The 13,798-nt window shown below is 46.9% G+C and carries 12 protein-coding genes; 9 read left to right on the top strand and 3 right to left on the bottom strand.

The features are described 5' to 3' along the window. The first annotated feature begins 1 nt into the window (after position 1). Together EJV45_RS09650 and EJV45_RS09645 are read left to right on the top strand one after the other, a co-directional pair. Positions 2-1,423: a nicotinate phosphoribosyltransferase gene (locus EJV45_RS09650; protein ID WP_129715466.1), complete on the top strand. Its 1,422-nt coding sequence runs from the start codon at positions 2-4 to the stop codon at positions 1,421-1,423. Beyond that, positions 1,420-2,331 carry a ribose-phosphate pyrophosphokinase gene (locus tag EJV45_RS09645; RefSeq protein ID WP_129715465.1) on the top strand — a complete coding sequence of 304 codons (912 nt, stop codon included), beginning with the start codon at positions 1,420-1,422 and terminating at the stop codon, positions 2,329-2,331. The genes EJV45_RS09650 and EJV45_RS09645 overlap by 4 nt, the downstream gene beginning before the upstream one ends. Before the next feature lie 632 nt (positions 2,332-2,963). Here EJV45_RS09645 and EJV45_RS09640 read toward each other — a convergent pair. Next, positions 2,964-4,418, bottom strand: a complete 1,455-nt coding sequence (locus tag EJV45_RS09640) for an RtcB family protein (RefSeq protein ID WP_129715464.1) — start codon at positions 4,416-4,418, stop codon at positions 2,964-2,966. 179 nt (positions 4,419-4,597) lie between these two features. Here EJV45_RS09640 and EJV45_RS09635 point away from each other — a divergent pair, with 179 nt between their 5' ends. Together EJV45_RS09635 and EJV45_RS09630 are read left to right on the top strand one after the other, a co-directional pair. Further along, the gene (locus tag EJV45_RS09635; protein WP_129715463.1) at positions 4,598-5,641 is read left to right on the top strand and encodes a YafY family protein; all 1,044 of its coding nucleotides are present in this window, start codon (positions 4,598-4,600) and stop codon (positions 5,639-5,641) included. A 226-nt stretch (positions 5,642-5,867) separates the two neighbouring features. Next, the gene (locus EJV45_RS09630; RefSeq protein ID WP_129715462.1) at positions 5,868-6,452 is read left to right on the top strand and encodes a suppressor of fused domain protein; all 585 of its coding nucleotides are present in this window, start codon (positions 5,868-5,870) and stop codon (positions 6,450-6,452) included. Between the two features lie 32 nt (positions 6,453-6,484). On the opposite strand, the gene EJV45_RS09625 is transcribed toward EJV45_RS09630, so the two are convergent. Together EJV45_RS09625 and EJV45_RS09620 are read right to left on the bottom strand one after the other, a co-directional pair. After that, positions 6,485-7,159 (bottom strand): DUF6624 domain-containing protein, encoded by a 675-nt coding sequence (locus EJV45_RS09625; RefSeq protein ID WP_129715461.1) that lies wholly within the window; start codon positions 7,157-7,159, stop codon positions 6,485-6,487. 118 nt (positions 7,160-7,277) lie between these two features. Continuing rightward, positions 7,278-7,928 (bottom strand): alpha-ketoglutarate-dependent dioxygenase AlkB, encoded by a 651-nt coding sequence (locus EJV45_RS09620; protein WP_129715460.1) that lies wholly within the window; start codon positions 7,926-7,928, stop codon positions 7,278-7,280. Positions 7,929-8,266: 338 nt separating this feature from the next. On the opposite strand from EJV45_RS09620, the gene EJV45_RS09615 reads away from it, so the two are divergent. The 5 genes from EJV45_RS09615 (at position 8,267) to EJV45_RS09595 (ending at position 13,560) form a co-directional block, all read left to right on the top strand. Beyond that, the gene (locus tag EJV45_RS09615) at positions 8,267-9,109 is read left to right on the top strand and encodes a hypothetical protein (protein ID WP_129715459.1); all 843 of its coding nucleotides are present in this window, start codon (positions 8,267-8,269) and stop codon (positions 9,107-9,109) included. 258 nt (positions 9,110-9,367) lie between these two features. Continuing rightward, positions 9,368-9,658 carry a hypothetical protein gene (locus EJV45_RS09610; RefSeq protein WP_129715458.1) on the top strand — a complete coding sequence of 97 codons (291 nt, stop codon included), beginning with the start codon at positions 9,368-9,370 and terminating at the stop codon, positions 9,656-9,658. Between the two features lie 81 nt (positions 9,659-9,739). Then, entirely contained in the window at positions 9,740-10,747 is a 1,008-nt protein-coding gene (locus EJV45_RS09605) for an ABC transporter transmembrane domain-containing protein (protein ID WP_129715457.1), read from the top strand. After that, complete coding sequence (locus EJV45_RS09600) at positions 10,740-12,104, top strand: HlyD family secretion protein (RefSeq protein ID WP_129715456.1); 1,365 nt, start codon at positions 10,740-10,742, stop codon at positions 12,102-12,104. Before EJV45_RS09605 ends, EJV45_RS09600 begins: the two co-directional genes overlap by 8 nt. Before the next feature lie 19 nt (positions 12,105-12,123). Continuing rightward, complete coding sequence (locus tag EJV45_RS09595) at positions 12,124-13,560, top strand: TolC family protein (protein ID WP_129715455.1); 1,437 nt, start codon at positions 12,124-12,126, stop codon at positions 13,558-13,560. Positions 13,561-13,798: the final 238 nt, after the last annotated feature.

The raw sequence follows: 13,798 nt of genomic DNA, 5'->3' as shown, positions 1-13,798 counted from the left end.
CATGAATTCTGAAAACTTAATCCTGATGGCTGATGCATATAAATATGCGCACCATAAGTTGTACTATCCGGGAACATCGAACATCTATAGCTATCTGGAAAGCAGGGGAGGCATATTTGACGAAACGGTTTTCTTTGGGCTGCAATACTTTCTGAAAGAATACCTGGAAGGTCAGGCCTTTACGCAGGCTGATCTTGACGAAGCTGATGGCTTTTTACAACAGGTATTTGGCCGTGGCGATGTTTTTGACCGATCTAAATTTCAATACATACTGGACAGATATGATGGCCGGCTGCCGGTAAAAATCCGTGCTGTAGCGGAAGGCACGGCTGTACCAACAGGCAACGTGCTCATGACAATTGAAAATACAGATCCGCATTGTTACTGGCTGACTAATTTTCTGGAAACATTGCTTATGCAGGTATGGTATCCCTGTACAGTGGCTACGTTAAGCAGCCAAATAAAAAAAGCTGTTTGTCGCTATTATGTTGAAACCGCCACCGATAGCGCCGAAGCAGTTGTAGATTTTGTGTTGAATGATTTTGGTTTCAGGGGAGTAAGCAGTATGGAGAGCGCAGGCCTTGGTGGGGCAGCGCATCTGGTTAATTTTAGCGGAAGTGATAATCTTCAGGGCAGCCGCATGGCTATCAAATATTATCATGCACAAAAGGTCTATGGGTCAAGTATTCCGGCTACCGAACATAGCATATGTACATTGTTGGGCAAGGCGGGTGAATTGGACGTATTCAGACATGTCATCAGGACATTTCCAACGGGGACTATTGCTTGCGTATCAGACAGTTATAATATCTTCGAAGCTTGCCGGGAATACTGGGGTACCGAACTTCGCCAGGAGATCCTGAACCGGGAGGGGACACTTGTTATACGTCCTGATAGCGGCGACCCGATTATGACCCTGTTAGCTGTCTTCGATATCTTATTTAAACAGTTTGGGTTTAGCCTAAATCTAAAAGGCTACAAAGTTCTTCCACCGCAGGTCAGGGTTATACAGGGTGATGGCATTGATTATCAAACAATCATAGATATCTATGAGGCGCTTAAAGACCATCACATCAGTGCCGAAAATCTGGTACTGGGAATGGGGGGTGCCTTACTGCAGAAAGTTGATCGCGATACGCAAAAGTTTGCTTTTAAGTGCAGCAGTGCTGTCGTTAACGGGGAAACCGTATCTGTAGAAAAAAAACCTATTGAAATGGATGGCCAGGGCTGTCTTAGCGAAAGTTTTAAGAAAAGCAAGGCCGGACGTCTGAAACTCATAAAAATAGACGGCATCTTCAGCACAGTAAATGAGCTGGCGCATGTCGATTTGCCAGACCAGTTGTATACCGTATTTGAAAACGGCAGGCTGACAAATCCTGTTACATTTGAAGAAGTAAGAAAAAACGCCAATCAATTGCTATGAAAAGAATATTATTTGCTATAAAAGATTACATGGATTTAGCGGGCAAAGTAAAGGCCTGCGGCGATTTTGAAGATGGCATACTCGAAGTAAACCATTTTTCAGATGGCGAGCGTTATCAGCGTATTATTTCTGTTGTGGAGAACCGCGACGTGGTGCTCCTTGGCGGCACGGTAAGTGACGAAGCTACTTTAGAGTTATATGACCTGGCGTGCTCGTTTGTTAGTTACGGTGCTGATTCGCTGACCATTGTCATTCCATATTTTGGTTATTCAACTATGGAGCGTTCCGTACTGAGCAGGGAGGTAGTAACAGCAAAGACGAGAGCCAGGCTCTTATCCAGCATCCCAAAATCAAACAGAGGAAACAAAGTTTTGCTTTTTGACCTGCATGCAGAGGGCATTCAGTACTATTTCGAACATGATTTGTACCCGGTACACGTTTATTGCAAACAGATCGTCATGGCGGTCGCACGTCAATATGGCGGCAACGATTTTGTCATGGCAAGTGCCGATGCCGGTCGTGCTAAATGGGTAGAATCACTTGCGAATGACCTCGGCGTAAACGCTGCGTTTATTTTGAAACGACGATTGAAGGACGACAATACTGAGGTAAGCGCCGTCAATGCCGATGTAGCCGGCAGAATAGTGATCATTTATGACGATATGATCCGTTCAGGCGGCAGTATCATCAATGCTGCCAAAACGTACAAAGAAGCAGGTGCAAGCCGTATCTTAGTCATCACAACACATGGGCTTTTTGTAAATCAGGCAATTGATAAAATGCGAGCCTGCGGCGTGATTGAGAAAATTATCTGCACCGATTCGCACATCAATGCCCTGAAGTTCCATGATGATGACTTTGTGGAAATACATAGTCTCGCTAAACTGATCTCTGATGTGATCAGTTAGGTTATAGTGAGATGGTCAAAAGGTGAATACGGCCGCCTATCAAACCAACGCACAAGACCTGGTTACATCAGTGCCACCACTAAGCCTCGGGTCAAATAAAGTTTTACAATACTTTTTAAATCACCTACTTTTAGAGGTTAGAACCAACAAGCTCTCTCTAATTGACTCATCAACTATTGCAATCGGCTGAAGACCAGATTTACATGATTGCGCCTATTTGCGCAGGTGATCTATTTTTGAAAAAATCAAAATATTAATCGTTAGGTCGATAAAAAATAGGGTCTTGGTTCACCTTCGTGCATGAAAAAGCAGTCTGCTCCAATCAATAACTTCCTTTCTATAAGCGATGCGATGGCGTAAGCCGTATAAAATACGGTTAATAATAATTTTCGGTTGGAGCAGAATGATAATGCTTAATGATTGATTTCTTCTGCCATTCATACAGTCCGCCAGAATCAAAAAAACGCTGCGGGTCATTAAACCCGGCAGCGAATGATAAGCTTAAAAAACCTCTGACTTTGAAATTCCATATGTGGTGTTACCGAACAGTCCATTTGTCCGAGCGAACTGTCAACATGATCAAAGTAAGAAGCGATGTCGAATATACTTATGCCGGTAACTGGTTCAAGTCGCTAATCCTCAGGTTTCTCTCGTGGATCTGCCATCCTGACAATCCGCGGTTCAAACTTAGCAAGTACCTCCACCAACTCGTTTTGTGCAGCCATTACAGTATGAATGTCCTTATACGCCATCGGTGCCTCGTCCATATCACTACCCATCAGCGTAATGCGTTTTTCTATCAGATTAGCCTCAATCAGGGCTTTATCCAGTGTTTTAAAAGCGGCACTACGGCTCATCGCACGGCCTGCACCATGGCTGGCCGAATTAATGCTTGCGGCGTTGCCTTTGCCACGCACTAAAAAGCCGGGCGTACTCATGCTGCCGGGAATAATACCTAATATGCCTTCGCCAGCAGGTGTTGCACCTTTACGATGCACGATAACTTCGGTGCCATTGGCCAGCCGCTCTTTCCAGGCGAAGTTATGATGGTTCTCTACCAAGGCAATCGGTTTTGCCCCTAGAGCCCGGGCAATTTTATTATGTATCTCGTGGTGGTTCGCGCTGGCATATTCGCCGGCCAGGTTCATGGCTATCCAGTATTCCTGACCTTCATCTTTATCCAGATCTAGCCATGCCAGATGTTTTGCTTCGGCAGGCAATTTAGTTTTAGTCATGGCAATTTTGCTATAATGGTCGGCTACGCTACCGCCAAATCCCCGCGATCCGGAATGTGAGAGTAAAGCCAGATATCTGCCTGCAGGAATACCCGCCAGGGCACCGTCGGCAATCGTCAACTCGCCCCATTCCACAAAATGGTTGCCGGTACCGCTGGTACCTAATTGTGCGTAGGCTTTGTCTTTCAACGAGCGGATCACCTTGGTTTCGTTCCAGGTTTGGCTATCAAATAGCGAGCTGTCGAAGTGTGATTTAGTTGTGCAACCCATCCCGAAGTAAGTGTTATCTACCAAAATGTTTCTCAGCTTGACAGTTTCCGTATCGATCGCTGCAGCCGGAAGATCAAAAATACTTAGACACATCCGGCAGGCAATATCTACCCCAACAGCGAACGGAATAATGGTATTAGCAGTAGTAGCCAGCACGCCGCCGATGGGCAGCCCGTATCCTTGATGGGCATCGGGCATTAATGCGCCAGCGACTGCGATAGGTAATTGCACAGCCGTCTTCATCTGAGCGAGGGCGCCAACCTCGATATTATCCAATCCCCAGACAGGAAAATCAGCTATCTCTTCTTTAAGTTTGAAGTTGCTTCGTTCCTGCTTTACAAATTTGCCTTCCTTTCGCAGGGCAATGACCTCATCAGCCAAATTTTTGAATTTGCCCCCTTTTTTTAAGGCGTAGGGCATAGGGTCATTGATCAAAGCTTCTAAATTGGCCAATATTTCAGACCTGGACATTACTTTGTATTTAAGTAAACCGTTAGCTACGCGGCTAAATTTCACCAATATTTGCACATCGTTAATGCCTAATGCTTTCAACTCGTTGTTGCCTATTTTTTCTTTTTCCATATTTATTGTTGTCAGTTATCTATTTATAAATTCAGGCCCAACATCTTCTCTCCAAACAGAGAGAGGGACCTCTGCGAGCGCGTTCCCACTTCCGACAGTACAAAGAGAAACAGCCAGTGCGCAGTGTATTTGCGCAGAAAAAGTTAATTTTTAAATTCATCAAAAATATCTCAGAACCAATGCCTGTTAACCGAAATGCCCTGATTCGCTACCGAACTATAGACCGGTGCCTGCAAAACCGAAAAAGAAGATGGACACTGAACGATTTGATTGAAGCCTGCAGTGATGCGATTTATGAATACCAGGGAATTGACACAGGTGTGAGCCGCCGCACTGTACAGGCTGATATTGAAATGATGCGCGGTAATAAACTTGGTTACGAAGCGCCAATAATAGTAACGGATAAAAAATACTATACCTACACTGACAAGCACTACAGCATTACAAACAGTCCGCTAAATCAACAAGATATTCAGGTGTTGGGTGAAGTATCCAGCTTGCTGAAACAATTTAAAGGCTTCGGTCATTTTGCTGATGTAAACGAGATGGTCAGCAAGTTGGAAGACAAGATATATGCGCAGAGAACGCGCAGTGCACCAGTAATTGAGCTTGAGAAGAACGATAATCTGAAGGGCCTGGAGTGGATAGAAGTAATACGCAAAGCTATAGTTGCAAAACGTACGCTTTGTGTCACTTATCAATCATTTAAAGCACGTGAACCGAATACCTTCTGTTTTAGCGGATATCTGTTAAAAGAATACCGAAACCGCTGGTTTGTGCTGGGTCAATCGCACCAGCGGTATGCTCCTTTGCTCACGCTGGCATTAGACCGAATACAAACTGTTGAGGAACATGCAGACGATTACCGCGAAAATACGCAGTTGGATTTAAGCACCTACTACAATGATGTGATAGGCGTAACCAAGAATCCGAATCAGCGTGATTGTGAAGTGGTGTTCTGGATTGATAAAGCCAGTGCGCCTTATATAATTACCAAACCTCTGCATCATACGCAAAAGCTGCTGACAGAGAACGAAACGGGGAAGATTTTTAGCATACGTGTCATTCTCAATTTTGAGCTCGAGCGCGAACTACTGGGCTTCGGATCGAAGATTCGGGTATTTGGTCCGCGTATTCTGGTTAAACAGCTCAAAAAACAGCTTTGGACGGCATTGGAAGGATATAAATCCACAACAAACGACCAGGAGCCTGTAGAAATGTAATTTCATAAAGCTAATCAGAGAGAGCTAACCGCAGCACATGTATTTTTAGCTTCTGATTGTTTCAGAGATTTACGAGATTGCTCACAAATCGCTTCTCGTCAAAAATAGTCCGTCTGTGACTGGATAGCTGTTATCGAATGTGTTGTGATGTGCTTGATTAGATATCAAACCCTTCGCAGTAAACCGGCGTGCGGCAGGAAACTAAGCATCGTCATAAATAAATTATATGAAGACAAGGCCAAAACCGATGTCTGCAAATGCCAGCGAAGAGCATATCAGACAACATTACATAAATAGTTGGGGCAACAACTTTGAAATCAGAAAATGGTTGAAAGGACCCAATGTTAAATCGAACTCTCAACTTGAAATACTGGAATTTAAACCCACAGCACAACGAATGTGCTGGACTTATGCCACATGCGGGATGTCATCAGCAACCCAAAACACGCCGGTAGAATTGCATATGTTTTCAGAGACAAGGGATGAAGGTATTATAGAATTGCTGACTGCCGTAAGCGATTATCACCATACCGGTTCCAACTTATCCCTGTGGCATACGGTGAATTTCGGCCAGCCCTGGCAAGGCACATCACGATGTGAATATGGTCTGATTTCTTTACCTTATCTGGATGGACCTAAGCTGGAAACGCTCAAATTTAATGCGCAGATGACGGTTAATTTTTATTGGTTGATTCCAATTACAGCAGCCGAAAGGGAATATAAAATAAAAAATGGAGTTGATGCGCTTGAGGAACAATTTGAAAAATCCAACTTCAATTACTTAAATCCCGACAGGCAAAGCGTAGTTTAATTGTCTGACGATTGTCGTACTATGAGCTCATCTTATATTTTCTGCCTTGCAACAATTTGCTCGATCTCAGGCAGCATTTTCTTATACACTTCCGGGTCCCAGTCTATGTTAAGCTGCCTGGCGTAGTCAGGCATGGGCAGCAGTCCCATGCGTTTCCGGTTTTTTTCAAGCTGATCGATGTTGGCAATAGGGTAGAAATAAAGCTTGCCGCTTTGTTTATCTGTAAAAGCCTGGCTGCCGAACAGTTGCTGCTTACCCTCGCGCACATTGATACGGTCTTCAAGAATGGCCAGGTTGCTCGACAGGATCTCACCTTTGTTTTCGGCTTCGCGGATCATTGGCAGGTATTTTTTCTGCGTTTCCAGATCGGCGTGCTGTATAACCAGAAATAAGGCCTGGCTGCCGATCATACCAACTTTCTGCGGACCCTGCCAGCCATGTTTTTCCAGGATAGCCAGGCACTTTGCCAGGTTCCTTTTATCTTCCTGCACCATGATGGTACGCAGGCTATCTATATGCGTCTGACTCTCTTTTTTCTGGCGGGCTTCCATATAGCGGAGGCGTGGGGCCTGGTCTGCCAGGAAAATGCTGTCCAGACTGGCTTTCAACGGCTGGTTAAACTTTGTACTGTCGATGTTGAACGAACTGACCTGGGCTTTCGCAGCAATACAAAACAAGAAAGCAGGAATGAGAAGCGTGTATTTCATGATGGTTATATAGCAGGGGCAAGATAGATAATGGTTGCTGGTGCTGCAAAATATTTAACATTTGATGGCAGGTCAGCAATCTGTTAACTTAACAATGCGTATCACTTGACCCCTGATGTTATCTGGCTATGTTTGCGATTTGGCCGGCGCTGAAATCAAAGTTCTCCCGGAGCATCCCGGCTACCTTGCCTTCGGGATTCAAGGAATGTACCTGTTTGGGCTTCACCTTGCGATAGGTGATCGATACCCGCCGGTCGCGATGTTTAACATTTCCCTCAATATTGTCTTTTTTTCGCGGAGGAATGGCATGTTTCCATTTTTTCCGTGCGTCATCCTGCATGACATAGGCGGAGCGCCGCGGAATTTCGATGTTTATTACTTCCTCATACTGCCCCTTGATAAACCGCATGATGCAGCCGCTGCCCAGGTTAACGCCGCAAATCTGGTTCTCATAATACGCCCTGTCTTTGTGTGGCTTGATGCCTTCGCCCGGTACGTATTCGTTGATAATAACCTGATCTGGCTGCAGCAGGATAATGCCGTTCTCAACCAGCTCTTCTGACAAACGGCGCATGAACGGGGGCATTTCGACGGGGAACGGCACCAAATTGTACGGCTTTTCCAGCTCATTGCGGTAACCGTAATATTGAAGCCTACGCAGGTAATCGACGAGCCAGGTCTGGCTGTCAATCTCATCGAGCAACTGCTGTTCGCGCATTTCATCAATAAAGTTTGGGTAAAGGAATAATCCGGGCAGTGCTGTTTCCATAATTGAGTAAGCTGAGGCTCCCGGCGTCGGTTTACGCCGGTGAGCAAAAGTTTGAACATCTTAGGGGGGATTTGGTTTGTGAAACGGGAAAATGCGGATCAAAATCTGTAGGCTTGTTGATTAGCTTAGACCGGTTCTGCGATAATGACCAGATAAGCGAACCTCAGGCCTGTCTGCAGGGATTCAGCAACTAAGGTTTTGCGGTAAATGCCTCGTAAGGTGAAGTTTTTCTTGAAAACTGGATTTAACCCGGAAATGAATATGTTCAATAAACAAAAGCAGTTAAATAACGTCTTGTAATACAATCATCAAAGATTCTACCTTCATTACCGTTCACAATGACCAGATTCATTCAAACCTTGCTGCTCATCCTTATTTCAACCGCCGGGGGTTATGCAAAAACGTTTCATTTAACCGCTGCCAGCGAAACCCGGCCATTCAGCCTTCAGATTAGCTGTACAACGGAAGGCAAGGGTGCTTTTGTGCAATATACCGGGCAGCGGGGATTTATCCCGTTGCGGCTTACCAGGTTTGTCAGAAGTGTTTTAAAACATTCAAACGGGCAGCCGGAAGGTTACCATTATACCTGGGCTGAGGTGTTTAATGGTAAAGTGACGGGCACATATGTTATTACCGAACAATCTGGAAAGGTGGCCGATGCCTGGTACCTGCGGAAGAAAGACGGTCGCCGGTTTAATTTGGTCGGGGACCCTAAAAATATCGCGTCGGAACGCGTAGAAAAATATCTGCTTCAGGGCGTGCTTATTACCTTTAACCCTTCGGGCGAAGCCAATCAGTTTATGTTCAGCTATCCGGATGGGCATGTTGCAAGTCCGAGGCTGCCTTCGCATGACAACCCGGATGTAACACGCGCTGCTAACATCGAGGATTACAATTTCGATGGGTATGATGACCTCGCATTCTCACTGCCTGATGCCGGCATGGGCGTTTATCGAATCTTCAACATCTGGTTATATGATCCGGCCGATAAACGATTCAAGCTGCTGGCCGAACCGACAGACACGCGCAGCAAATGTTCCTGCCTGTGCGATGTGACGGTGAATCCTAAAGAAAAACTGATCTACTCGGCCTGTCGGGGGGGGGCTCGCTGGTGGCAGGATGTATACCGGATCGACAAACAGAACCGTCTGATCTGGCTGAGATCCACAGAAATGAGATGAGCGCCATGACCTACGGGCATCATCTTTCAATCCTAAACCCCAACTGCCAGTAAATTTAATGACTGGCACAAAACTAATTTTCTAAACAAATCGCATCAACTTTCTAATAACTTTCTAATCTCGTCGTCATCTGCTTGTCAAACAGCAACGAACTGTATTCGAATCTGGTTTAAACCTATTGTGAAAAGCATGCCGGATATATATTTGTACCCGATGATCGGAATTTTCAGAGGGCGATTTTTAGTTTATTTTCTCAGCATGGCTTTGTTCATTGGCTTTGGCCTCAAGGCAGCGACGTCTATGAAGAGCAAATTCTCCTGCATTGTCAAAACCTTTGAAGGCGAACAGCCTACAGAAGAGGAGAAAAACACTAAGGATGAGAAATCCGGCCGGGGCATGAAAAAACAGCTCTTTTGTGAGCATCCTGAAATGAACCGCCTGGCCTTCAAAGAAGCCATGTCGCTCAGGCCGCATGACCGCGTTTATCTTTCTGCCGCCGTAACCAAACCCCTCATCGCCATCCCGACTGAGCCGCCCGAACTGGGCTAACATTCCCTGTTCCCTGACCGGTTGCGGCATCCATGCCGCCCGGTACCAACTATCAGTTTCTATACATCCTCATGTGTTATTATGAAGCATACGAACGATATGCCGGCGTTGAAGCCCTGGCAACGATTGGTAGGCATTCTCCACCTGGAGCGCCGAACCATCAACTATATATTTTTATACGCTATTCTGATCGGCTTGCTCGGTCTCACCCTGCCCTTAGGCACAACCGCCATTTTTAACCTGCTGAGTAACGGCGCCATGTACAGCTCAACTTATATCCTTATCGCCGTGGTACTGATCGGTATCCTGGTAGGCGGGCTGCTGCTTATCGGTCAGCTGACGCTGGTTGAACTGGTTGAGCAAAAGATCTTTGCGCGCACCTCGCTTGAATTTGCCTATCGCCTGCCGCGGATCAAGAAATCTGAACTGACAGGCGTTTTTCCGCCCGAACTGGTAAACCGGTTCTTTGATATCGTGACCATCCAGAAAGGCCTGGTCAAACTTTTGGTAGAGATTGTTGCGGCCATCGTACTGATCGTATTCAGTGCCATCCTGCTTTCCTTCTACCACCCCGTGTATATGGCTTTTGGTCTTTTTATAGTCCTTATCCTGGCTTTCATCATTGCACTGTATTACCGCGATGCGGTTAGAACCAGTATCCAGGAATCCGGTCATAAATACGAGGTGGTCGCTTTCCTCGAAGACATTGCAGGCAATCTGGATGACTTTCGCGGCAGCAAAGAAAAAAAGAAAGAAGCCATGCGACGCACAGACGATATGACCGCCGATTACCTTCGGGCCAGAAATGACCATTTTCGGGTTCTGCGCAAGTTTTTTGCCGGCTCCATCCTGATCCGGGCCGTGCTGATGGGTGCCTTGCTGTTAATGGGTTCTTATTTCGTGATTGACCGGCAGATGACCTTCGGGCAATTTGTTGCCGCCGAGGTTATTATCGTACAGATTAGCTACGCAGTCGAGAAACTGCTCACTAACATGAATACGGTATTCGACATGGTAACAAGTGCGGAAAAACTGGCCGTATTAACCGACCTTGAACTGGAAGACGGAGAGGAGGTGACCCATGGCTAGCCTGCGCAACCAGAACATTCACCGGGCCAACTGGGAAAACCTGTCAGACAAAACCAACGCTGCGCTGCTGCGGGTACATAAGGTTGTGCTGCTTAATCGCATCATGCTTATCGTCTTTATCATCTTCGTGATTATTCTTTTCCTGCCCTGGCGCCAAACCATTCCGGGCCGGGGAACGGTGACTGCGCTGCGGCCCGAAGACCGTCCGCAGACGGTACAAAACCAGATCGGCGGCCGCATAGAACGCTGGTACGTGAGCGAAGGTCAGGAAGTGAAAAAAGGCGATACGATTCTGGTCATTTCAGAGATCAATCAGTCGTATTTTGATCCGAACCTGCCACAGCGGCTTGATGAGCAGCTCAGAGCCAAAGAAGGCAGTGCAGATGCCGCCAGGCAGAAAATGCGCGCTACCCAGGCCCAGATTGCGGCGCTGAACAGTGGGCTGAAGTTTCAGCTCGTAGCTGCCGAAAACAAGGTTCAGCAGAGTATCAACTATGTAAAGAGCGACAGCGCCGACCTGGTTGCTGTTCGCCAGTTTTACAGCGTAAGCCAGGCCCGGCTGAAAAGGTACGAGCAGGGCTATAAAGATGGGCTTTTCTCTCTGACCGATATTGAGACCCGCCGCCTGAATGTACAGAATGACAACGCAAAGCTGATTGCGCAGGAAAACAAGCTGAATAGCTCCCGCCAGGCGCTGCTGAACGCGCGCATAGAGCTGGACAACATCCGTGCGAAATACCAGGAGTCGCTTGCAAAAGCGCAATCTGATATGGGGACGGCACTTTCTGGTCAGGCGTCTGCCCAGGGCGATATCGCAAAGTTACGGAATGAGATTGCCAACATTGATTTCCGTCGCGGCCTCTATGTTGTACGTGCGCCGCAAGACGGTTATGTGATCAAAGCCATGAAGGCAGGTGTAGGTGAGAATATCAAAGAAGGCGAATCAGTTGCAACGCTGCAGCCAAAAACACCGCTGGTGGCTGCCGAAATTTATGTCAACGCCATGGATGTGCCGCTGATTCTTGACAACAGCAATGTGCGTCTGCAGTTTGAAGGCTGGCCATCTGTGCAATTTTCGGGCTGGCCTTCTGTTGCTGTCGGCACCTTTGCGGGTCGCGTGTTTTCGATCGACCGTATGAGCAGCGCCAACGGAACGTACCGTGTGCTCATCCGACAGCAGTTGCCTGTGCCTGAAGGCGATGAAGCCTGGCCGGAGCAACTGCGCCAGGGTTCAGGTGTGTACGGCCGGGTGATCTTGAATTCGGTTCCCGTCTGGTATGAGATCTGGCGACAGCTAAACGGCTTTCCGCCAAGCCTGGAGAAAGAACCAAAAGTGGCTGATGACAAGTCGAAATAGGAGGAAGTTGAAAAAGAATATGAAAGGGATAAAAGCGCTTGCCAGATTGCTGTTTCTCCTGCTGATGCTTCAGGCATCCGGCAGCATGGCCCAGCAGCAGCCGGATTCGGCGCAGGTCTTTCAAATCGGAGATCTTGAAGAAATTGTGTTTCGCAACCACCCGATCATGAAACAGGCTGGTTTGCTGAGCGAGTCAGCCAGGGCCGATGTAATGCAGGCACTGGGTTATTTTGACCCCTCGTTAAAAGCAAGCTTTGGTCGCAAGGTCTTTGGAAACACGGATTATTACAACCGCTGGATGAGCGAGCTGAAAGTGCCGCTCTGGCTTGCAGGCGCCGACCTGAAAATTGGCTACGACCGAAATGTAGGCGACTATGTAAATCCTGAAACGCAGACCTCGACAGCAGGTCTGACTGGTGTAGGCCTCAGCATTCCGCTGGGCCAGGGGTTTCTGATCGATTCCAGGCGCAGTACGCTGCGCCAGGCACGGGTCATGGTGAATTATGCAGAGGCTGAGCGTGTAAAACGCATCAATGCATTGTGGTACGATATTGTGAAAGATTACTGGAACTGGTATTTCGCTTATAACCAGTATCAGCTCATCTCTGAGGGCGTTGAACTTGCCGAAACACGCTTTAAAGCGATAAGCCGGCAGACCACTCTTGGCGACAAGGCCAGTATCGATTCGGTAGAGGCGGCGATCACGGTGCAGGACCGGGTGATCCAGCTTGAAAAAATGAAGGTAGAGCTGACGAACGCGCGGCTGACGCTTTCAAATCATTTGTGGAATGACGACAACAACCCGCTCGAACTACCGGAGTTTGCACGGCCGCCGGCAATAGACCGCGTCCGCAACCGGCCGGAAAACGAGCTGCTGGATACCCTGCTGCGTTTTGCTGACGAGCAGCACCCAGAGCTGATAAAACTACGTACCAAAACCGAGCAACTGGCTATTGAACGCCGGTACCGGGCCGAATTGCTTAAACCAAAGCTGAATGTAACCGGCTCGCTTTTATCCAGCAGGACCTGGTTCAACGAATATGTTCCCAACTATTATGATTTTAATATGGGTAATTATAAAGTCGGACTCGAATTCGCTTTTCCGCTGTTTTTACGCACAGAGCGGGGAAAACTGCGCGAGGTAAAAGTGAAACAAATGGAGGTTGCCTTTGATCTCCAGCAATCGAACCGGGAGATACGGAATGCAATTGTTTCAAGTTATAACAGCCTGCAAGCTTACGACGCCCAGCTGGCCGTACAATTGCAAAGCATAGCAAATCAGCAGGTATTGCTTAATGGCGAATCGTCTAAATTCGATCTTGGTGAAAGCACACTGTTTCTCATCAACACACGCGAGTCTAAGCTGATTGATATGAAAATAAAGCGGGAAGAAATGATAGCGGGCTACCAGAAGACACTTGCAGAGCTTTATTACAAAGCGGGTACGAGGAGGTAGCCAAGTTACTGCATCAAGCCGGGGGATATGTGAAAGAATATATACAATCTATCAGCACCATACTTCAAAGGCGGTAATACCCATGGCGGCGCAATATTTTATTCAAATTGAAAAAAGCCGAACAGAGTACGACTCCTGCAAAGTTGGTAACTTTCATAAAGTTACCAACTTTAAGTTAAATTTCACATTCAAATAGGATTTAAATTTTACTTTTACTTGTTAGCAAGGCGCCTTGCCA

This window comes from Pedobacter sp. SYP-B3415 (assembly GCF_004138205.1).
Lineage (GTDB): Bacteria > Bacteroidota > Bacteroidia > Sphingobacteriales > Sphingobacteriaceae > Pedobacter.
Note: the sequence above shows the minus strand (reverse complement) of the source record. Positions and strands in the feature narration are given on the sequence as shown.

Bases quoted from the DNA above. Each gene is read 5' to 3' on its own strand.
- EJV45_RS09595 (WP_129715455.1), top strand. From the start codon at position 12,124: ATGAAAGGGATAAAAGCGCTTGCCAGATTGCTGTTTCTCCTGCTGATG.
- EJV45_RS09610 (WP_129715458.1), top strand. From the start codon at position 9,368: ATGGCTTTGTTCATTGGCTTTGGCCTCAAGGCAGCGACGTCTATGAAG.
- EJV45_RS09630 (WP_129715462.1), top strand. From the start codon at position 5,868: ATGAAGACAAGGCCAAAACCGATGTCTGCAAATGCCAGCGAAGAGCAT.
- EJV45_RS09625 (WP_129715461.1), bottom strand. From the start codon at position 7,159: ATGAAATACACGCTTCTCATTCCTGCTTTCTTGTTTTGTATTGCTGCG.
- EJV45_RS09640 (WP_129715464.1), bottom strand. From the start codon at position 4,418: ATGGAAAAAGAAAAAATAGGCAACAACGAGTTGAAAGCATTAGGCATT.
- EJV45_RS09615 (WP_129715459.1), top strand. From the start codon at position 8,267: ATGACCAGATTCATTCAAACCTTGCTGCTCATCCTTATTTCAACCGCC.
- EJV45_RS09600 (WP_129715456.1), top strand. From the start codon at position 10,740: ATGGCTAGCCTGCGCAACCAGAACATTCACCGGGCCAACTGGGAAAAC.
- EJV45_RS09645 (WP_129715465.1), top strand. From the start codon at position 1,420: ATGAAAAGAATATTATTTGCTATAAAAGATTACATGGATTTAGCGGGC.
- EJV45_RS09620 (WP_129715460.1), bottom strand. From the start codon at position 7,928: ATGGAAACAGCACTGCCCGGATTATTCCTTTACCCAAACTTTATTGAT.
- EJV45_RS09605 (WP_129715457.1), top strand. From the start codon at position 9,740: ATGAAGCATACGAACGATATGCCGGCGTTGAAGCCCTGGCAACGATTG.
- EJV45_RS09650 (WP_129715466.1), top strand. From the start codon at position 2: ATGAATTCTGAAAACTTAATCCTGATGGCTGATGCATATAAATATGCG.
- EJV45_RS09635 (WP_129715463.1), top strand. From the start codon at position 4,598: ATGCCTGTTAACCGAAATGCCCTGATTCGCTACCGAACTATAGACCGG.